This window comes from Rhizobium sp. A22-96 (assembly GCF_053521805.1).
Map to the genome: position 1 here is coordinate 598160 of NZ_JBNWDQ010000003.1, position 19774 is coordinate 617933.

Sequence of the window (19774 nt, forward strand, 5' to 3'; positions counted from 1 at the left end):
GCATGTTACAAGATCAAGATCGCATCTTTACCAATATCTACGGCCTCAAGGACAAGTCCCTGAAAGGCGCGATGTCGCGCGGCCATTGGGACGGCACCAAGCAGATCCTCGAAAAGGGTCGTGACTGGATCATCAACGAGATGAAGGCTTCCGGCCTTCGCGGTCGCGGCGGCGCAGGCTTCCCGACCGGCCTCAAGTGGTCCTTCATGCCGAAGGAAAGCGACGGGCGTCCGCATTATCTCGTGGTCAACGCCGACGAGTCCGAACCGGGCACCTGCAAAGACCGCGATATCATGCGCCACGATCCGCACACGCTGATCGAAGGCTGCGTCATCGCCGGTTTCGCCATGGGCGCAAACACCGCTTATATCTACGTTCGCGGCGAATATATGCGCGAACGTGAAGCCCTGCAGGCGGCAATCGACGAATGCTACGATGCCGGACTTCTGGGAAAAAACAACAAGTTGGGCTGGGATTATGATGTTTATGTTCATCATGGCGCCGGCGCTTACATCTGCGGCGAAGAGACCGCGCTGCTCGAAAGCCTGGAAGGCAAGAAGGGCCAACCGCGCCTGAAGCCGCCATTCCCGGCCAATATGGGCCTCTATGGTTGCCCGACGACCGTCAACAACGTCGAGTCGATCGCCGTTGCTCCGACGATCCTGCGTCGCGGTGCCGGCTGGTTCTCCTCCTTCGGTCGTCCGAACAATGTCGGCACGAAGCTGTTCATGCTTTCCGGTCACGTCAACCGTCCGTGCACGGTTGAAGAGACCATGGGCATCACCTTCCGCGAACTGGTTGACAAACATGGCGGCGGTATTCGTGGCGGCTGGGACAATCTGCTCGCCGTCATTCCCGGCGGCGCATCGTGCCCGATCGTTCCTGCGGCTGACATTATCGACTGCCCGATGGATTTTGACGGCCTGCGTGAAGTCAAGTCGTCTTTCGGCACCGCAGCGGCAATCGTCATGGACAAGTCGACCGACGTTATCAAGGCGATTGCCCGCATCTCGGCCTTCTTCAAGCATGAGAGCTGCGGCCAGTGTACGCCGTGCCGCGAAGGAACGGGCTGGATGTGGCGCGTTCTGGAGCGTATGGCGCGCGGCAATGCGCAGAAGCGCGAGATCGACATGCTGTTCCAGGTGACGAAGCAGATCGAAGGTCATACCATCTGTGCACTCGGTGACGCGGCCGCATGGCCGGTGCAAGGTCTGATCCGCAACTTCCGCCCGGAGATCGAAAAGCGTATCGATCAGTATACGGCCAACGCGACGAGCCACGGCGCAGTGCTGGAAGCAGCGGAGTAAGGATTGTCATGGCGAAGACCAGGGATATCAAGCAGGACAGCGGAGCGGCCGATAATGCATCGGCTGATCTCGGCCGCGTCGCTGCCGATATGCTGCGGAACGCGCCAACAATGCCGATCCATCCGCTGATGGCTCATCCGGCGGCAGCGTTTGCCGCTGCGGCTGCCATAGGCTTCGGCGTCACGTCGCAGATTGCCGGTGCATTCTTCGGTGCGCTCCAGGGGGCCGTCGAGGCCGCCAACAAGCGCGCTGTCGTGCCGACCGCAAAAACTGTCGCGGCCGCCGACGAAAAGCCGGCGGCAAAGAAGGAGGGGGCAGGGGAAGCAAAGCCTGCTGCCAAGCCTGCTGTATCAAAACCCGTGACTGCCAAGGCAAAACCTGCGGTCGCAAAGAAGGCCGAACCGAAGCCGGTTGCGGCTGCCGCGACCGTGACGGCGCCTGCCAAAAGCAAGGCCAAGGTCGAAGTGGCGGCACCGGTTGCAGCCAAGCCGGCTCCCGCGCGCAGCCGCAAGGTTGCTGTGAAGGCTGATGATCTGAAGCGGATTTCGGGCGTCGGTCCGAAGCTGGAGCAGGTGCTCAACGGACGTGGGATCCAGCGCTTTGCTGATATCGCGGCCTGGAGCGACGCGGATATCGTGCGGATCGATGCCGAGCTCGGCTTTGACGGCCGCATCAGGCGCGACGATTGGGTCGGCCAGGCAAAGGCACTCCTGCCGAAGGGCCGGAGCTGAGATTTTTTCCCCGAAAGCCTCAGGCGATCGAGGAAAGTGAATGAAGGCGGTGGAAACGTTGCGGGTATGACCCCCAATGTTTCGACCGGCGCCGGTCTTGCGGGGACAAGATTGGGCAAAGCTTATGACAAGCAAACTGGCGCCACACGGTTTCGTGCCGTGCCGGTGGCAAGCTGGTCTTGCGATTATGAAATTGTCTGCGGCCAGGTTCGGCTGCAGACGTGACATAGGACTGAGTGGACGATGGCTAAACTGAAGATTGACGGTAAAGAGATCGAAGTTCCGGATCACTACACGCTTATCCAGGCGTGCGAGGAAGCCGGCGCCGAAGTCCCGCGCTTCTGCTTCCATGAACGACTGTCGGTGGCCGGCAATTGCCGCATGTGCCTCGTCGAGGTGAAGGGTGGCCCGCCGAAGCCGCAGGCATCCTGCGCCATGGGCGTGCGCGACATCCGCGGCGGCCCGAACGGCGAGCTTCCGGAAGTCTTCACCAACACGCCGATGGTCAAGAAGGCCCGCGAAGGTGTGATGGAATTCCTGCTGATCAACCACCCGCTGGATTGCCCGATCTGCGACCAGGGCGGCGAGTGCGACCTGCAGGACCAGGCCATGGCCTTCGGTATCGACAGTTCGCGCTATCAGGAAGACAAGCGCGCCGTCGAAGACAAGTATATCGGACCGCTCGTCAAGACCGTGATGAACCGCTGCATTCACTGCACGCGCTGCGTCCGCTTCACGACCGAGGTCGCCGGCATTTCCGAGCTGGGCCTGATCGGCCGTGGTGAAGATGCGGAGATCACCACCTATCTCGAACAGGCGATGACCTCGGAGCTGCAGGGCAACGTTGTCGACCTTTGCCCGGTCGGCGCGCTCACCTCCAAGCCTTTTGCCTTCACGGCCCGCCCGTGGGAGCTGAACAAGACCGAATCGATCGACGTCATGGACGCGCTCGGCTCGGCCATCCGCGTCGACACGCGTGGCCGCGAAGTCATGCGCGTGCTGCCGCGCGTGAACGAGCAGATCAACGAAGAGTGGATCTCCGACAAGACCCGCTTCATCTGGGATGGCCTGAAGACGCAGCGCCTCGACAAGCCTTACGTCCGCAAGGACGGTCGTCTGCAGGCCGCGACGTGGAGCGATGCCTTCGCCGCCATAAAGTCGGCAGTGTCTGCCACCAGCGGCGAGAAGATCGGCGCCATCGCCGGTGATCTCGCTTCGGTCGAAGAGATGTACGCTCTGTCCGAACTGCTGAAATCGCTCGGCTCGGAAAATCTCGACTGTCGCCAGGACGGGACGGCGCTTGATCCGTCGCTTGGCCGCGCAAGCTACATCTTCAACCCCACCATTGAAGGCATTGAAGCCGCCGATGCATTGCTGATCGTCGGCGCCAACCCGCGCTTCGAAGCAGCCGTGATGAATTCGCGCATCCGTAAGCGCTGGCGTCGGGGCAAGTTCCCGATCGGTGTGATCGGCGAACATTCTGATCTGCGCTACTCCTATGATTATCTCGGCGCCGGCCCGGATACGCTTGCTGACCTCGTTAGCGGCTCGCACAAGTTCGCCGACGTTCTGAAGAACGCTCAGAAGCCGATGATCATCATCGGCCAGGGTGCGCTGATCCGCGAAGACGGCGCGCAGGTGCTGGCAAACGCCGCCAAGCTCGCCGCTGCTGTCGGCGTCGTCAAGGACGGCTGGAACGGCTTTGCGGTGCTGCATACCGCAGCGTCGCGCGTCGGAGGCCTTGATCTCGGCTTCGTACCCGGTGCAAAGGGTGTTGATGCGGCAGCCATGCTGTCCTCGATGGATGTGCTCTTCCTGCTCGGTGCCGATGAGCTCGATTTCAGCCGCAAGGGCGCGAAGTTCACTGTTTATATCGGCTCGCATGGCGACAACGGCGCTCAGAGTGCCGACGTCATCCTGCCGGCTGCGGCCTACACCGAAAAGTCGGGCACCTGGGTCAACACTGAGGGCCGCGTTCAGATGGGCAACCGGGCCGGTTTCGCGCCGGGCGATGCCCGCGAGGACTGGGCCGTCATCCGCGCCCTTTCCGATGTGCTCGGCAACAAGCTTCCCTTTGATTCGCTGAGGGAATTGCGCGCGAAGCTCTATGCTGCTTTCCCGCATTTCGCCGCCATTGATGAGATCGCCGAAGGCGATAGCGCTCAAATTGTCGCACTTGCGAAAAAAGCCGGCGCGATGGGCAAATCCGCGTTTGCTTCGCCGATCAAAGACTTCTATTTGACGAACCCGATAACGCGTGCCTCGGCTGTCATGGCGGAGTGCTCGGCGTTGGCCCGCAACAATTTCCAGGCTGCGGCAGAGTAAAGGCAGAGGACTATGGATTCATTCGTTTCGACCTATCTTTGGCCGGCGCTGATTATCATCGGTCAGTCCCTGCTGCTCCTGGTCTGCCTGCTGATCTTCATCGCCTATATCCTTCTTGCCGACCGCAAGATCTGGGCGGCGGTTCAGCTGCGCCGCGGCCCGAACATTGTTGGTCCGTTCGGCCTGTTTCAGTCCTTCGCCGACCTTCTGAAGTTCATGGTCAAGGAGCCGATCATTCCGGCCGGCGCCAACAAGACTGTGTTTCTGCTCGCGCCGCTGGTTTCCGTGGTGCTGGCGCTGTCCACCTGGGCCGTCGTGCCGGTGGCTCAGAACTGGGTCGTGGCCGATATCAATGTCGGCATTCTCTACATTCTGGCAATCTCGTCGCTCGAAGTTTACGGCATCATCATGGGTGGCTGGGCTTCGAACTCGAAGTATCCGTTCCTTGGCGCGCTGCGCTCCGCCGCACAGATGGTGTCCTACGAAGTCTCGATCGGCCTTGTCATCGTCACCGTTCTGCTCTGCGTCGGTTCGCTGAACCTCACGGACATCGTGCTGTCGCAGCAGACCGGTCTCGGCACCAAGCTCGGCCTGCCGGCATCCTTCCTCGACTGGCACTGGCTGTCGCTGTTCCCGATGTTCATCGTGTTCTTCATCTCGGCGCTGGCTGAAACCAACCGTCCGCCCTTCGACCTTCCGGAAGCGGAATCGGAGCTGGTTGCCGGCTTCATGGTGGAATATGGCTCTTCTCCGTACATGATGTTCATGCTCGGCGAATACGCTGCCGTCGTCCTGATGTGCTCGCTGACCACGATCCTCTTCCTTGGCGGCTGGCTGCCCCCGGTCGATATCTGGATCCTGAACTGGGTTCCCGGCATCATCTGGTTCCTTTTGAAGTCGTGCCTTGTTTTCTTCATGTTCGCGATGGTGAAGGCTTTCGTGCCCCGCTACCGCTATGACCAGCTCATGCGTCTCGGCTGGAAGGTGTTCCTGCCACTGTCGCTCGCCATGGTCGTTATCGTTGCATTCGTGCTGAAGCTGACGGGATGGGCATGATAATGTCGATCCTCGCTTCAAGCAGATTTGGAGGTTGAAGATGGCCGGAATTTCCAACGCCGTCAGCTCGCTGTTCCTCAAGGAATTTGTCGGCGCATTCTTTTTGTCGATGCGTTACTTCTTCAAGCAGAAGGCAACGATCAACTACCCCTTTGAAAAGGGACCGGTCAGCCCACGCTTTCGTGGCGAACACGCCTTGCGCCGTTATCCCAACGGCGAGGAGCGCTGCATCGCCTGCAAGCTCTGCGAAGCCATCTGTCCTGCCCAGGCCATCACCATCGAGGCGGGGCCGCGCCGCAACGACGGCACCCGCCGTACGGTGCGTTACGACATCGACATGGTGAAGTGCATCTATTGCGGCTTCTGCCAGGAAGCCTGCCCGGTCGACGCCATCGTCGAAGGGCCGAATTTCGAATTCGCCACCGAAACCCGCGAAGAACTCTATTTCGACAAGGCGCGGCTTTTGGACAATGGCGACCGCTGGGAACGCGAAATCGCGCACAACATCGCGCTGGATTCGCCGTACCGCTAAGCGGAGTTTTGAATATGCCGTGACAGGCGGCGCGATTGTCGCCGTCGCGGTTAAATCTAGACCGGAGCTTTGCTGGACCAAGGTCTGACTGAGCTCCATCGGGCAGGGGACCTCCCAGCTGCCCGGGGGAAGACGAAAAAGGCACCAACATGGGTCTGCAGGCTCTTTTTTTCTATATCTTCGCCTTTGTCGCTGTGGCGTCGGCGTTCATGGTCATCTCGGCGCGGAATCCGGTCCATTCGGTCCTGTTCCTCATCCTGGTTTTCTTCAACGCGGCCGGCCTCTTCCTGTTGATGGGGGCTGAGTTCCTGGCGATGATCCTGCTGGTCGTTTATGTCGGCGCCGTGGCGGTTCTCTTCCTCTTCGTCGTCATGATGCTCGACATCGACTTCTCCGAGCTCAGGTCCGGCATTCTTGAATATGCACCGATCGGCGCCTTGATCGGCATCATTCTTGCCGCGGAACTGATCGTGGTCATTGGTGGCAGCGTGATTTCGCCGACCATTGCCAAGTCGGTCGCCATGCCGATCCCCGCGATTGCGGACCGCACGAACACCGCCGCCCTCGGCGACGTCCTCTACACCAACTACGTCTATTTCTTCGAGATCGCCGGCCTCGTGCTGCTGGTGGCGATGATCGGCGCGATCGTGCTGACATTGAAGCATCGCACGCACATCAAGCGCCAGAATATTTCCCAACAGGTCGCCCGCACGCCCGCGACCGCCGTCGAGGTGGTCAAGGTCAAGCCGGGGCAGGGCGTCTGAGGCGAGGCACGAGGATCAAAGGAACAACATCATGGTCATCGGACTTTCCCACTACCTCACGGTCAGCGCCATCCTCTTCGTGCTCGGCGTCTTCGGTATTTTCCTGAACCGCAAGAATGTCATCATTATCCTGATGTCGATCGAGCTCATATTGCTCGCGGTCAACATCAACATGGTCGCCTTCTCGTCGTTCCTTAACGATATCGTCGGCCAAGTCTTCGCTCTGTTCATTTTGACTGTCGCCGCCGCCGAGGCTGCGATCGGTCTTGCAATTCTCGTCGTCTTCTATCGTAACCGCGGCTCTATCGCGGTCGAAGACGTCAACGTGATGAAGGGCTGATACAGCTATGTTCTTATATAAGGCTATCGTCTTTCTTCCCTTGATCGGTGCGATCATCGCCGGCCTTTTCGGTCGCGCGATCGGCGCCAAGGCTTCCGAATATGTCACCAGCGGCCTGATGATCATTGCCGCAGTGCTGTCATGGATCGTCTTCTTCACGGTGGCGCTCGGCCACCCGGATGGAGCGATCAAGGTCGAGGTGCTGCGCTGGATCCAGTCCGGCGGCATCGACGTCTCCTGGTCGCTGCGCGTCGACACGCTGACCTCTGTCATGCTGATCGTCGTGAACTCGGTCTCGACGCTGGTTCACATCTATTCGATCGGGTACATGCACCACGATCCGCATCGTCCGCGCTTCTTCGCCTATCTCTCGCTCTTCACCTTCGCCATGCTCATGCTGGTGACCTCCGATAACCTCGCCCAGATGTTCTTCGGCTGGGAAGGCGTCGGTCTGGCCTCCTATCTGCTGATCGGCTTCTGGTTCAAGAAGCCTTCGGCATCGGCGGCCGCAATGAAGGCCTTCATCGTCAACCGCGTCGGCGACTTCGGCTTCGTGCTCGGCATTGCAGGCGTCTTCGTTCTTTTCGGTTCGATCAATTTCGACGTGATCTTCGGCAATGCTCAGAGCTTCGCTTCGGGGCAGGGTGGCCAGCCGACCGATATCGTGCTGAACCTCTTCGGCCTGCATCTTGATCGTGCCCAGGCACTGACCGGCGTCTGCCTGCTGCTCTTCATGGGCGCGATGGGCAAGTCGGCACAGTTCCTGCTGCACACCTGGCTGCCGGACGCCATGGAAGGCCCGACCCCGGTCTCGGCACTCATTCATGCCGCAACCATGGTCACCGCGGGTGTCTTCCTCGTCGCCCGTATGTCGCCGATCTTCGAACTTTCGCCTGACGCGCTGACTTTCGTCACCATCATCGGCGCGATCACCGCCTTCTTCGCGGCAACCGTCGGCCTCGTGCAGAACGATATCAAGCGCGTCATCGCCTACTCGACCTGTTCGCAGCTGGGCTACATGTTCGTCGCCCTCGGCGTCGGCGCTTACGGCGCGGCCATCTTCCACCTGTTCACGCATGCCTTCTTCAAGGCTCTTCTGTTCCTTTGCGCCGGCTCGGTCATCCATGCCGTCGATGGCGAGCAGGATATGCGTCACATGGGTGGTCTTCGCACACACATCAAGAAGACCTACTGGATGATGATGATCGGCACGCTGGCGATCACCGGTGTCGGCATTCCGTTCTCGCCGATCGGCTTTGCCGGCTTCTTCTCCAAGGACGCGATCATCGAGGCTGCGTACACCTCGCACAATCCGGCGTCAGGCTTTGCCTTCACGCTGCTGGTTATCGCCGCTCTGTTCACCAGCTTCTACTCATGGCGCCTGATTTTCATGACTTTCTACGGCAAGCCCCGCGCTTCGCACGAGGTCATGCATCACGTCCATGAATCGCCGAATGTCATGCTGATCCCGCTTTATCTGCTGGCGATCGGCGCCGTATTCGCCGGCTGGTATTTCCATGAGTACTTCGTAGGTCACGACTACGAGGAATTCTGGAAGCACGCGCTCTTCACGCTGCCTGATAACAAGATCCTCGAAGAGATGGAACATGCTCCGCACTGGGTCGAGCTCAGCCCGTTCATCGCGATGGTCGTCGGCTTCGTGGTTGCCTGGTACATGTACATCAAGTCGCCGGAGACGCCGCGCAGGCTCGCTCAGCAGCAGCGTCCGCTCTACGAGTTCTTGTTGAACAAGTGGTACTTCGATGAACTCTACGACTTCATCTTCGTTCGTTCCGCCAAGGCGATCGGACGCTTCCTCTGGAAGAAGGGTGACGTCGGTGTCATCGATACCTACGGCCCGAACGGCATTGCCGCCCGCGTCGTCGACGTCACCAACCGCGTCGTGCGCCTGCAGACCGGTTACCTCTATCACTATGCCTTTGCGATGCTGCTCGGCATTGCAGCCCTCGTTACCTGGATGATGCTCGGGAGTGCCCTTTGATGACCGATTGGCCTATTCTCTCAACGGTCACGTTCCTGCCGCTGGTGGGCGTCCTTCTCCTGCTGTTTACGCGGGATGACGGACCCAACGGCCGCCGCAACATCCTGAATATTTCGCTGGCGACGACGGTCTTCACCTTCATCGTGTCGCTGTTCATCTGGATCTGGTTCGACAACGCCAATCCGGGCTTCCAGATGATCGAGAAGCATGACTGGCTGACCACCGGCATCAGCTATCACATGGGCGTCGACGGCATCTCCATGCTGTTCGTCATCCTGTCGACCTTCCTGATGCCCTTCTGCGTGCTGGCAAGCTGGCTCTCGGTGGAAAAGCGCCTGAAGGACTACATGATCGCCTTCCTCGTCCTTGAGACGATGATGATCGGCGTCTTCGTGTCGCTCGATATCGTGCTGTTCTACGTCTTCTTCGAAGCCGGCCTGATCCCGATGTTCCTGATCATCGGCGTCTGGGGCGGCAAGGATCGCGTCTACGCCAGCTACAAGTTCTTCCTGTACACGCTGCTCGGCTCGGTGCTGATGCTGCTCGCCATCATGGCGATGTACTGGCAGTCCGGCACGACCGACATCCCGTCGCTGCTGGCCTACAAGTTCCCGCCGCAGATGCAGACGTGGCTATGGCTGGCCTTCTTCGCCTCCTTTGCGGTGAAGATGCCGATGTGGCCGGTCCACACCTGGCTGCCAGATGCCCACGTTCAGGCGCCGACGGCTGGCTCCGTCATCCTGGCAGGCGTCCTCCTGAAGCTCGGCGGCTACGGCCTCATCCGCTTCTCGCTCGGCATGTTCCCGAATGCGTCGGAATATTTCGCGCCGTTCGTCTTCGCGCTGTCGGTCATCGCCATCATCTACACCTCGCTGGTGGCGCTGATGCAGGAAGACATCAAGAAGCTGATCGCTTACTCCTCGGTCGCCCACATGGGCTACGTGACGATGGGCATCTTCGCTGCCAACCAGCAGGGCGTCCAGGGCGCGATCTTCCAGATGCTGTCGCACGGCATCGTTTCGGGCGCTCTCTTCCTCTGCGTCGGCGTGATCTACGACCGGACCCATACCCGCGAAATCGCGGCCTATGGCGGCCTGGTCAACAACATGCCGAAATACGCGGTCGCGATGATGGTCTTTACGATGGCCAATGTCGGTCTGCCCGGCACCTCCGGCTTCATCGGTGAATTCCTCACGCTGATCGGCGTCTTCCGTGTCAACACATGGGTCGCACTGTTTGCCGCCACCGGCGTCATCCTGTCGGCTGCCTATGCGCTCTGGCTATATCGCCGCGTCATTTTCGGCGTGCTGGAAAAGGAAAACCTGAAGAAGCTGCTGGATCTGTCGCCACGTGAACAGTTGATCCTTTATCCGCTGATCGCGCTGACGATCCTCTTCGGTGTCTATCCGGCTCCGATCTTTGATGCCACGGCCGCTTCGGTGGACCTTCTGGTAAACAATTACACCGCTGCCCTGCACGCTGCGCAGAATGTTGCGCTGTCGATGAATTGATGACGGGACCTATTCGACATGACTGCTGACACAATTCTTGCAAGCCTGCATCTTTCCATTCCGGAGCTCATCCTCGCGGTCGGTGCGCTTGTGCTGCTCATGATCGGCGTCTTCTCAGGCGAGCGGTCCGGACCCATGGTCACCGGTCTTGCCATCGCACTTCTTGCGGTGGCCGGTCTCTGGATCATCTTTGTGCCGGGCGAAGGCCTGGCCTATGGCGGCGCCTATCTCGCCGACGGCTTCTCGCGCTTCATGAAGGTCGTTGCGCTGGTCGGCTCCATCGTTGCCATGTTCCTCAGCATGGGGCAGGCGCGCGAGCAGAAGCTCGATCGCTTCGAATTCCCGGTGCTCCTGCTGCTGGCGACCCTCGGCATCCTGCTGATGATCTCGGCGCATGACCTGATTTCGCTCTACCTGTCGCTGGAACTGCAGTCGCTGGCGCTCTACGTCGTCGCCGCCATCAACCGCGACAGCCTGAAGTCGACCGAAGCCGGCCTGAAGTATTTCGTCCTTGGCGCTCTGTCTTCCGGCATGCTGCTCTATGGCATGTCGCTAGTCTACGGCTTCACCGGTCATACGAGCTTCGATGCCATCGCAACGGCGCTGAGCGCCGAGACGCGCTCGCTCGGTCTCGTCTTCGGTCTGGTTTTCGTTCTCGCCGGCCTGGCCTTCAAGATCTCGGCCGTGCCGTTCCACATGTGGACGCCGGACGTTTATGAAGGCGCCCCGACCCCGGTTACTGCCTTCTTCGCCGCCGCGCCTAAGGTTGCCGCCATGGCAATCCTGACCCGTATCGTCGTGACCGCCTTCCAGCCGGTGCTTGCCGACTGGCAGCAGATCATCGTGTTCATCTCGATCGCCTCGATGCTGCTCGGCTCCTTCGCCGCTATCGGACAGCGCAACTTCAAGCGACTGATGGCCTATTCCTCGATCGGTCACATGGGCTATGCGCTGGTCGGCCTTGCCGCCGGCACCAAGACCGGCGTCTCGGGCGTTATGCTCTACATGGTCATCTACATGGTCATGACCCTCGGCTCCTTCGCCATCATCATGGCGATGCGCCGCAAGGATGGCCGTCAGGTCGAAAGCATCGACGATCTCGCCGGTCTTTCCACGACGAACCCGTTCATGGCGGTGGTGCTGACCGCGCTGATGTTCTCGTTGGCAGGTATTCCGCCGCTCGCAGGCTTCTTCGGAAAGTATTTCGTCTTCGTCGCAGCTATCCAGGCTCATCTCTATGCGCTCGCCATCATCGGCGTTCTCTCATCGGTTGTTGGCGCCTACTACTACCTGCGCGTCATCAAGGTGATGTGGTTTGACGAAGCCAAGGATGAATTTGCCCGCACGGCCGGTTCGCTGCGTCTGGTGTTCGGTCTGTCTGGCCTGTTCGTCATCGCTTACGTCTTCTTCGGCGGCGCAATCGGCGGTGCTGCCGATCTGGCGGCCGCGACGCTGTTTTGATGGCGTCTGACACGAATAGCCGGAAGTCGCTTGCCGACTTCCGGCATGATGCCCTTCTTGAGACTTCCTCGACAAACAATGTGTGCCTGGAAAGGGCGCGCTCCGGTGACCCAGGCAATCTATGGGTGACCGCCGAGCGTCAGACCGGCGGCCGCGGCCGCCGTGGCCGCCCTTGGGTCTCGGAACCCGGCAATCTCTACGCATCTCTCCTGTTGATCGATCCTGCCCCGATGGAGCGCCTTGGTTCCTTGCCGCTTGCGGTCGCGGTTGCCGTGCATCAGGCTGTGCGCAGCGTGTTACCGCTGGCTGCCGAACCGGCCGAGATCAAGTGGCCAAACGATATATTGGTTGGTCGCAAAAAGATCTGCGGGATCCTCATCGAGGGGGAAGCTCTTCCCGACGGGCGCTATGCGATTGTCATCGGCATCGGCATCAATGTCGTCGCCATGCCCGATAATCCCATGTATCCGGTGACCTGCCTGCGCCAGCAGGGCTCCATGGTCTCGGCGGAAGAGCTGTTTGCGCATCTCTACGCAGCAATGGCCGAAGCGCTTGTCGTTTGGAACAGCGGCAAGGGTATTCGGGAGATCACGGCTCGCTGGCGTGACGTGGCGTGCGGCATCGGTGAAAAGATCACCGTGAATTTGCCGGACAGGTCGATTTTAGGCCATTTCGTCGGAATCGATGATAATGGCTTGTTGATGCTCGAAACCGAGGACGGCAGGACCATGCCGATCGCAGCGGGCGATGTTTTTCTTAGGTAATGATTGAGGACGAAATGGCGAAACAAGACGAACTGGTGTTTCTGCCACTCGGCGGCGTCGGTGAGATCGGGATGAATCTCGCGCTGTACGGCTACGGCACGCCGGAGCATCGTCAATGGATCATGGTCGATTGCGGCGTCACCTTCCCGGGGCCGGACCTGCCTGGCGTCGATCTGGTATTGCCGGACATCCGCTTCCTCGCCAAGGAACGCAAGAACCTCAAGGGCATCATCATCACTCACGCCCATGAGGATCATTACGGCGCGCTGAATGATCTCTGGCCTGGCTTGAACGTTCCTGTCTATGCCTCCGGCTTTACCGCCGGTCTGCTGGAAGCCAAGCGCGACTACGAAAAGACGATGGGCGAGATTCCGATCACCCCTTTCAAGGCTGGTGATCGTATCAATGTCGGTCCCTTCAGCATCGAAGGTGTTGCCGTCAACCACTCGATCCCAGAGCCGATGTCGCTGATGATCCGCACGCCGGTCGGCAACGTCATTCATACCGGCGACTGGAAGATCGATCACGAGCCTTCGCTCGGGCCGCTCACCGACGAGACCCGTTTTCGGCAGTTGGGCGACGAAGGCGTGCTGGCGCTGATGTGCGACTCCACCAATGCTCTTCGCGATGGCGTATCGCCTTCCGAAAAGGACGTTTCGGCGAGCCTGCGCAAGATCATCGAGAATGCCGAGGGCCGGGTGGCCATCACCACCTTCTCCTCGAATGTCGGCCGCATCCGTACTGTCGCCGAGGCAGCCGAAGCCGCCGGTCGCGAAGTGCTGCTATTGGGCAGTTCGCTAAAGCGTGTCGTCGATGTCGCCCGCGACGTCGGCCTCATGGAAGGCGTCAAGCCGTTCATCGCTGAAGACGAGTATGGCTATATCCCGCGCGACAAGGTCGTGGTCATTCTGACCGGCAGCCAGGGCGAGCCGCGTGCAGCGCTTGCCAAGCTGTCGAGGGATGAGATGCGCAACGTCGCGCTCGCTTCGGGCGATATCGTCGTCTTCTCGTCGCGCGCCATTCCGGGCAATGAAAAGGCCATTCAGGATATCAAGAACGGCCTGATCGAGCAGGGCATCCATATCGTCACGGATGCCGAAGCGCTCGTTCACGTGTCGGGCCATCCCCGCCGCAACGAATTGCAGAAGATGTATGAGTGGACGCGGCCGAAGATCGTGGTGCCCGTGCATGGCGAGCCGACGCATCTGACCGCGCACAAGGAACTGGCCGAACAGAGCGGCATCTCCATCGTTCCGCGCGTGCGCAACGGTGACATATTGCGCCTCGCGCCAGGCCCGGTCGAGGTGATCGGCGAGGCGCCGCATGGGCGTATCTTCAAGGATGGCACCCTGATCGGCGATTTCGACGAGATGGGTATTGGCGAGCGCAAGAAGCTCTCCTATGTCGGTCATGTCGCCGTCAACGTCGTGCTCGATGCCCGTTATGACATCGTCGGCGATCCGGACCTCGTTGCGATCGGCCTCCCGGCCTATGATGACGAAGGCGAGGACATGGAAGATACGCTTTTCGACGCCATCGTCAGTGCCATCGAGAGCATTCCGCGCGCCCGCCGCAAGGATTTGAACATGCTGCAGGAGGCCGCTCGCCGCGCCGTGCGTGCGGCTGCCAACCAGGGCTGGGGGAAGAAGCCGCTCGTCACCGTGTTCGTCACGCGTACCGGCGGCTGAAGCCCGCGATCCGAACGGGGAGGAGAGATCCGTGCTTGGACGCATTAATCATGTCGCGCTCGCCGTACCGGATCTAGCCGCGGCCGCGAAGGCTTATCGCGAGACACTGGGCGCGGTCGTGTCTGCACCGCAGGTGCTACCCGAGCATGGGGTGACCGTCGTTTTCGTCGAATTGCCGAACAGCAAGGTGGAGTTGCTGGAGCCGCTGGGCGAAGCTTCGCCGATTGCGGCCTTCCTGGCCAAGAACCCGGATGGCGGCATGCATCACATCTGCTACGAGGTTGCCGATATTCTTGCTGCACGAGATCACCTAGTCGCCACGGGCGCTCGGGTGCTTGGCGGCAGCGAGCCGAAAATCGGCGCTCATGGCAAGCCAGTGCTTTTCCTGCACCCCAAGGACTTCTTCGGCACGCTGATCGAGCTCGAGCAAGTGTGACATTAAGGCGCTGAAAGACGCTTTGAAACGCCGCGGCGTTAATCCTATAAACAACTGGGAAGAGGAAGAGGCGAGCAGGCTCGTCTTAAGGGAGCAGAATGGTCCAGCAGATTTTATCGAGCTTGGCGGTATATTTCGTTGTCTGGTGGATTACGCTTTTTGCAGTCCTTCCATTCGGCCTGCGCACTCAGGCCGAGGATAAGCATGTGATCCTTGGCACCGTCGAAAGCGCCCCCACGAAATTCCAGGCATGGAGAGTGGTGCTCACCACGACGCTGGTCTCGGCTCTGGTCTATGGCACCTGGTATGTCGCATCGCATTATCTGGGACTGACCGTAGACTCGCTTCCACAGATCGTTCCGAACTTCGATAAATAGCCGATCGGGACCTAGGCGAGAGCGGCACGAACAGACATCGCCTCGCAATCACCTTCAATTCGTCACACGCCTGTCATGTCCGTAAAGCAAAGACTTTACGGAAAGACGGTTGCGATATGCTGGTTGAAGAGCCTTCTGATGCTTGCTGTGGAGCCGGTCGACACAGAGCAACGAAGGCGAGAAAGCAAAAAAAAACAAGGCTATAAGCCTTGTTTTAAAGTATCGCGTGATCCTTATCCGTTACCGGGGCAGCGAGTGAACGCGCCTAAGATCTGATCCTCCCAAGACTTGACCGCGAAACGGCAAGAATTTAGCCTTCTTGCCTCTTTTGTGAGCTAAAATTAGCTCAAACATTGAGCTTTGTCATCTGTTTTTTTGCTTTTTTACTACAGTCGCGCAGAATTTTTCTATTGACAGATTTTCGTCGTAAATCCTTATAAACGCCCATTTTTTCGAAATCGTGAAAATGTGCTGCATCGCCTGCATTCTCGGGCGTTTGCCAAATTCCCCTCCTATAGAATGCGGGTTTCCTTCCTGCGCCGAAGCAGTTATGAACTGCCTTCAGTACACAATTTGCTAACGATTCCGCAAAGAGCGGACCGTCAAACCATCTGGAACAAGCGTCATGCGTCTGTCTCGTTACTTCATGCCCATTCTGAAGGAAAATCCTAAAGAGGCTGAAATCGTTTCTCATCGCCTCATGCTGCGCAGCGGCATGGTTCGCCAGCAGTCGCAAGGCATTTATTCCTGGCTGCCGTTGGGCAAGCGCGTGCTTGACAAGGTCAACAAGATCATTCGCGAAGAGCAGAACCGTTCCGGTGCCATCGAGCTTTTGATGCCGACGCTGCAGTCGGCCGAGCTCTGGCAGGAAAGCGGCCGCTACGAAGCCTATGGCAAGGAGATGCTGCGCATCAAGGACCGGCAGGACCGGCCCATGCTCTATGGCCCGACCAATGAGGAGATGATCACCGACATCTTCCGGTCCTACGTCAAGTCCTACAAGGACCTGCCGCTGAACCTCTATCACATCCAGCTGAAGTTCCGTGACGAGATCCGTCCTCGCTTCGGCACCATGCGCTCGCGCGAATTCATGATGAAAGATGCCTATTCCTTTGATCTGACGCAGGAAGGCGCTGTCCACTCCTACAACAAGATGTTCGCGGCCTATCTGCGTACGTTCAATCGTCTTGGTCTGAGAGCGATCCCCATGCGGGCCGATACCGGTCCGATCGGCGGCAACCTCAGCCACGAATTCATCATTCTTGCCGACACTGGCGAGTCGGAGGTCTTCTGCCACAAGGATTTCGTCAATTTCGATATCCCCGGCGAAGATACGAATTTCGATGATGTCGCCGGCTTGAAGAGCATCTTCGATCAGTGGACTTCGGTCTATGCCGCGACCTCGGAAATGCATGACGAGGCTGCCTTCAATGCTATTCCCGAAGGCGAACGCCTGTCGGCGCGCGGTATCGAAGTCGGCCACATCTTCTATTTCGGCACGAAATATTCCGAGCCGATGGGTGCGAAAGTGCAGGGTCCGGACGGCAAGGAACACGCTGTCCACATGGGGTCTTACGGTATTGGCCCGACACGCCTTGTTCCCGCCATCATCGAAGCATCGCATGATGAGAACGGAATCATCTGGCCTGCTTCGGTTGCGCCGTTTGATGTCGTGGTGATCAACATGAAGACCGGCGACCAGGCATGTGACGATGCTTGCGAGAAGATCTACGCCGCTCTCTCGAAGGCCGGCAAGGATGTCCTCTTCGACGATCGTGACGATCGCGCCGGAACGAAGTTCGCAACGGCGGATCTGATCGGCGTGCCCGTGCAGATCATCGTCGGGCCGCGTTCGATCGCGGGCGGCGAAGTGGAAGTGAAGGATCGCAAGACCGGCGATCGTGAGACGATGACAGTCGAAGCGGCAATCAAGCGGCTGGCAGGCTGATAGACGATAGATAGGATGGAAGGCGAATGGCGGTGAATGTGGCAGTGGAACAGCAGGTGAATTCGTCCAAGGCCAGCCCGTCTTCTCGTCCGTTTTCCGGCTTTGAACGGCTTGTCGCCTGGCGCTATCTCCGCTCCCGGCGCAAGGAAGCGTCGATTTCGGTCATTGCCGGCTTCTCGCTGGTCGGCATCATGCTGGGTGTCGCCGCGCTGATCATCGTCATGGCCGTGATGAACGGCTTCCGCGCCGAACTCTTCAAGCAGATCCTCGGCTTCAACGGCCATGTCGTGGTGCAGCCGATCGATTCGCCGCTGACTGATTATGCTGAGCTGGCAAAGAAGTTTGCCGCGGTTCCCGGCGTCACCATGGCTCTGCCCTTGGTCGAAGGCGAAACGCTCGCCTCCGGCCGTGGCGGCTCAGGCACTGGTGCGCTGGTGCGCGGCATCCGCGCCGAAGACATGACCAAGCTCAAGACCGTTTCAGATCATGTCGTCTCCGGCGACATGGTAGGCTTTGCCTCGGGGCAGGGCGTTCTGGTGGGCACGCGGCTTGCGCGGCAGTTGGGGTTGACAGTCGGTGACCAGATCACGCTGACAGCTCCGGATGGCGACGTGACGCCGTTCGGCGTCAATCCACGCGTCAAGGCCTATACGATTTCCGGCCTCTTCGAAGTCGGCATGTCCGAATATGATTCCTCCGTCGTCTTCATGCCGTTGGAGGAGGCGCAGCTCTTTTTCAACGCACAGGGCATCGTTGAGAAGATAGAGCTCTTCGTCAGCAATCCGGATGATGTCGACGAGTTGAGGCCGAAGATCGAGGCTGCGGCGGGTCGGCAGGTGTTCCTCACTGACTGGCGGCAGGTCAACGAGACCTTCTTTTCGGCGCTTCAGGTCGAACGCAATACGATGTTCATGATCCTGACGCTGATCGTGCTCGTGGCGGCCCTGAATATTATTTCCGGCCTGATCATGCTGGTGAAGGACAAGGGAAGTGATATCGCCATTCTGCGCACAATGGGCGCGACGTCAGGCGCTATCATGCGCATCTTCTTTATGACAGGTGCTGCCATCGGTTTGGTCGGCACGCTCGCCGGCGTTCTTCTCGGCGTGCTGGTCTGCCTGAATATCGAATCCATCCGCCAGTTCTTCTCCTGGATTTCGGGCACGGTGATCTTCAATCCCGAGGTCTATTTCCTCAGCAAGCTCCCGGCCCAGATGAATATGAGCGAGACGATCTCCGTCGTCGTGATGGCTCTGACGCTTTCTTTCCTTGCCACGATCTTTCCGGCCTGGCGTGCCTCGCGGCTCGATCCGGTGCAGGCGTTGCGCTACGAATAAGGAATCCGCATTTGATGAAAGGCAACGTCGTTCTCCAGCTCTCCGACGTAGAGCGCCATTACGGGCAAGGCGATACCCAGCTATCGATCCTGAAAGGAGCCGACTTCGCTCTGCGCAGTGGCGAGATCGTCGCGCTCGTCGCCCCCTCGGGCACGGGCAAGTCGACGCTTTTGCATGTAGCCGGCCTGCTTGAGCATCCGGATAGCGGCGAAGTCTTGATCAACGGCCAGGCATGCGAAAATCTCTCTGACGACAGGCGCACTGCCGTTCGCCGCAGCGAGATCGGCTTCGTCTATCAGTTCCATCACCTGCTGCCGGAATTTTCCGCGCTCGAAAATATCATGATGCCGCAGCTGATCTCCGGCCTCTCACGCAAGGACGCCAGCGAGCGGGCTGCCCAGCTTCTCGACTATATGCGCATCGGCCACCGCGCCCATCATCGCCCCGCCGAACTGTCGGGCGGCGAACAGCAGCGCGTCGCCATCGCCCGCGCGGTCGCAAATGCGCCGCTGGTGTTGCTCGCCGATGAGCCGACTGGCAATCTCGATCCGGCAACCGCGCATTATGTGTTCGATGCGCTGGAAGCCCTGGTGCGCCAATCGGGCCTCGCAGCGCTGATCGCCACGCACAATCACGAACTCGCGGTCCGCATGGACCGTCGTGTTACGCTGAGCGAAGGCAAGGTGGTCGAGGTTTGATCGCTCGTTACGGAACGACCAAACCGCCGCGATAATCCAGCTCATAGGCTTTGCGGTCAGCGACCATGATGACTTCCTGGCCGCTGAAATGGGCGCAATCGCCGCTGCTCTGATCGACGTAGCGGCCGAACGCGTGCTCGAACTCATAGCCGCCGAGAAAGCGCTTCTCATCGAGATAGAGTCGCAGCAGGGCGGACTTGATGACCATGCCGGCACGATGTCCGTCGATCAGATCCGGCGCGACGATGTGGCCGAAATAATTCATCGCCCAGACCGGTTCGCCATCGTGCCAGACGAGTTCCTGCCCGGCGAAATCCGTGCCGCCGAAATAGCTGTCGAGATAGCGCCAGCGGCCGCTGGCATAGCCGATATCATGCGAGCCGCTTCGGCAGGACGGCAGCCTCTCGCCATCGCCGACATAGGTTTCGGACTTGGCGGTGACAATGAAATCATTCAACTCGGCAAGATCCGGCATGACCCTCTCCAATTTTGATGAG

General features: G+C 59.5%; 18 protein-coding genes. 17 read left to right on the forward strand and 1 reads right to left on the reverse strand.

Going from position 1 to position 19774, the window contains the following annotated elements; all coding sequences use genetic code 11:
• Positions 1–2 precede the first annotated feature (2 nt).
• From nuoF to ACQZ6F_RS15740, 17 genes are all read left to right on the forward strand, one after another.
• Complete coding sequence (nuoF, locus tag ACQZ6F_RS15660; protein WP_449093428.1) at positions 3–1307, forward strand: NADH-quinone oxidoreductase subunit NuoF; 1305 nt, start codon at positions 3–5, stop codon at positions 1305–1307.
• A gap of 8 nt (positions 1308–1315) precedes the next feature.
• Entirely contained in the window at positions 1316–2038 is a 723-nt protein-coding gene (locus ACQZ6F_RS15665) for a 5' DNA nuclease (protein WP_449093427.1), read from the forward strand.
• A gap of 243 nt (positions 2039–2281) precedes the next feature.
• Positions 2282–4363 (forward strand): NADH-quinone oxidoreductase subunit NuoG, encoded by a 2082-nt coding sequence (nuoG, locus tag ACQZ6F_RS15670; protein ID WP_267549571.1) that lies wholly within the window; start codon positions 2282–2284, stop codon positions 4361–4363.
• A gap of 12 nt (positions 4364–4375) precedes the next feature.
• Positions 4376–5419, forward strand: coding sequence for an NADH-quinone oxidoreductase subunit NuoH (gene nuoH / locus ACQZ6F_RS15675; protein ID WP_068385911.1), 1044 nt, complete (start codon positions 4376–4378; stop codon positions 5417–5419).
• Between the two features lie 40 nt (positions 5420–5459).
• Positions 5460–5951, forward strand: coding sequence for an NADH-quinone oxidoreductase subunit NuoI (nuoI, locus tag ACQZ6F_RS15680; RefSeq protein ID WP_068385913.1), 492 nt, complete (start codon positions 5460–5462; stop codon positions 5949–5951).
• Positions 5952–6100: 149 nt separating this feature from the next.
• Entirely contained in the window at positions 6101–6715 is a 615-nt protein-coding gene (locus ACQZ6F_RS15685) for an NADH-quinone oxidoreductase subunit J (RefSeq protein WP_174071150.1), read from the forward strand.
• A 31-nt stretch (positions 6716–6746) separates the two neighbouring features.
• A complete protein-coding gene (gene nuoK, locus ACQZ6F_RS15690) occupies positions 6747–7055 on the forward strand; it encodes an NADH-quinone oxidoreductase subunit NuoK (protein ID WP_004122490.1) in 309 nt (102 codons plus the stop codon).
• Positions 7056–7062: 7 nt separating this feature from the next.
• Positions 7063–9057, forward strand: coding sequence for an NADH-quinone oxidoreductase subunit L (gene nuoL, locus ACQZ6F_RS15695; RefSeq protein ID WP_068385917.1), 1995 nt, complete (start codon positions 7063–7065; stop codon positions 9055–9057).
• A complete protein-coding gene (locus tag ACQZ6F_RS15700) occupies positions 9057–10568 on the forward strand; it encodes an NADH-quinone oxidoreductase subunit M (protein WP_068385919.1) in 1512 nt (503 codons plus the stop codon). Before nuoL ends, ACQZ6F_RS15700 begins: the two co-directional genes overlap by 1 nt.
• A gap of 18 nt (positions 10569–10586) precedes the next feature.
• A complete protein-coding gene (gene nuoN, locus ACQZ6F_RS15705) occupies positions 10587–12029 on the forward strand; it encodes an NADH-quinone oxidoreductase subunit NuoN (protein WP_449093426.1) in 1443 nt (480 codons plus the stop codon).
• On the forward strand, positions 12029–12793 hold the full coding sequence (locus tag ACQZ6F_RS15710) for a biotin--[acetyl-CoA-carboxylase] ligase (protein WP_449093425.1): 765 nt from the start codon (positions 12029–12031) through the stop codon (positions 12791–12793). The genes nuoN and ACQZ6F_RS15710 overlap by 1 nt, the downstream gene beginning before the upstream one ends.
• A 14-nt stretch (positions 12794–12807) precedes the next feature.
• Positions 12808–14481 (forward strand): ribonuclease J, encoded by a 1674-nt coding sequence (locus ACQZ6F_RS15715; protein WP_068387766.1) that lies wholly within the window; start codon positions 12808–12810, stop codon positions 14479–14481.
• A gap of 31 nt (positions 14482–14512) precedes the next feature.
• Complete coding sequence (gene mce, locus ACQZ6F_RS15720; protein WP_449093424.1) at positions 14513–14917, forward strand: methylmalonyl-CoA epimerase; 405 nt, start codon at positions 14513–14515, stop codon at positions 14915–14917.
• A 98-nt stretch (positions 14918–15015) separates the two neighbouring features.
• Positions 15016–15294 (forward strand): DUF1467 family protein, encoded by a 279-nt coding sequence (locus tag ACQZ6F_RS15725; protein WP_068385927.1) that lies wholly within the window; start codon positions 15016–15018, stop codon positions 15292–15294.
• A 625-nt stretch (positions 15295–15919) separates the two neighbouring features.
• Positions 15920–17242 (forward strand): proline--tRNA ligase, encoded by a 1323-nt coding sequence (proS, locus tag ACQZ6F_RS15730; RefSeq protein WP_449093423.1) that lies wholly within the window; start codon positions 15920–15922, stop codon positions 17240–17242.
• Positions 17243–17268: 26 nt separating this feature from the next.
• Positions 17269–18579: a lipoprotein-releasing ABC transporter permease subunit gene (locus ACQZ6F_RS15735; protein ID WP_077470130.1), complete on the forward strand. Its 1311-nt coding sequence runs from the start codon at positions 17269–17271 to the stop codon at positions 18577–18579.
• Between the two features lie 14 nt (positions 18580–18593).
• The gene (locus tag ACQZ6F_RS15740; RefSeq protein ID WP_068385933.1) at positions 18594–19277 is read left to right on the forward strand and encodes an ABC transporter ATP-binding protein; all 684 of its coding nucleotides are present in this window, start codon (positions 18594–18596) and stop codon (positions 19275–19277) included.
• Between the two features lie 7 nt (positions 19278–19284).
• Here the strand turns inward: ACQZ6F_RS15740 and ACQZ6F_RS15745 are convergent, their stop codons facing one another.
• Positions 19285–19752: a DUF5680 domain-containing protein gene (locus ACQZ6F_RS15745; RefSeq protein ID WP_449093422.1), complete on the reverse strand. Its 468-nt coding sequence runs from the start codon at positions 19750–19752 to the stop codon at positions 19285–19287.
• Positions 19753–19774: the final 22 nt, after the last annotated feature.

Excerpts from the sequence above, each read along its gene's own strand:
- nuoF (WP_449093428.1), top strand. The coding sequence starts at position 3 with ATGTTACAAGATCAAGATCGCATCTTTACCAATATCTACGGCCTCAAG.
- ACQZ6F_RS15665 (WP_449093427.1), top strand. The coding sequence starts at position 1,316 with ATGGCGAAGACCAGGGATATCAAGCAGGACAGCGGAGCGGCCGATAAT.
- nuoG (WP_267549571.1), top strand. The coding sequence starts at position 2,282 with ATGGCTAAACTGAAGATTGACGGTAAAGAGATCGAAGTTCCGGATCAC.
- nuoH (WP_068385911.1), top strand. The coding sequence starts at position 4,376 with ATGGATTCATTCGTTTCGACCTATCTTTGGCCGGCGCTGATTATCATC.
- nuoI (WP_068385913.1), top strand. The coding sequence starts at position 5,460 with ATGGCCGGAATTTCCAACGCCGTCAGCTCGCTGTTCCTCAAGGAATTT.
- ACQZ6F_RS15685 (WP_174071150.1), top strand. The coding sequence starts at position 6,101 with ATGGGTCTGCAGGCTCTTTTTTTCTATATCTTCGCCTTTGTCGCTGTG.
- nuoK (WP_004122490.1), top strand. The coding sequence starts at position 6,747 with ATGGTCATCGGACTTTCCCACTACCTCACGGTCAGCGCCATCCTCTTC.
- nuoL (WP_068385917.1), top strand. The coding sequence starts at position 7,063 with ATGTTCTTATATAAGGCTATCGTCTTTCTTCCCTTGATCGGTGCGATC.
- ACQZ6F_RS15700 (WP_068385919.1), top strand. The coding sequence starts at position 9,057 with ATGACCGATTGGCCTATTCTCTCAACGGTCACGTTCCTGCCGCTGGTG.
- nuoN (WP_449093426.1), top strand. The coding sequence starts at position 10,587 with ATGACTGCTGACACAATTCTTGCAAGCCTGCATCTTTCCATTCCGGAG.
- ACQZ6F_RS15710 (WP_449093425.1), top strand. The coding sequence starts at position 12,029 with ATGGCGTCTGACACGAATAGCCGGAAGTCGCTTGCCGACTTCCGGCAT.
- ACQZ6F_RS15715 (WP_068387766.1), top strand. The coding sequence starts at position 12,808 with ATGGCGAAACAAGACGAACTGGTGTTTCTGCCACTCGGCGGCGTCGGT.
- ACQZ6F_RS15725 (WP_068385927.1), top strand. The coding sequence starts at position 15,016 with ATGGTCCAGCAGATTTTATCGAGCTTGGCGGTATATTTCGTTGTCTGG.
- proS (WP_449093423.1), top strand. The coding sequence starts at position 15,920 with ATGCGTCTGTCTCGTTACTTCATGCCCATTCTGAAGGAAAATCCTAAA.
- ACQZ6F_RS15735 (WP_077470130.1), top strand. The coding sequence starts at position 17,269 with ATGGCGGTGAATGTGGCAGTGGAACAGCAGGTGAATTCGTCCAAGGCC.
- ACQZ6F_RS15740 (WP_068385933.1), top strand. The coding sequence starts at position 18,594 with ATGAAAGGCAACGTCGTTCTCCAGCTCTCCGACGTAGAGCGCCATTAC.
- ACQZ6F_RS15745 (WP_449093422.1), bottom strand. The coding sequence starts at position 19,752 with ATGCCGGATCTTGCCGAGTTGAATGATTTCATTGTCACCGCCAAGTCC.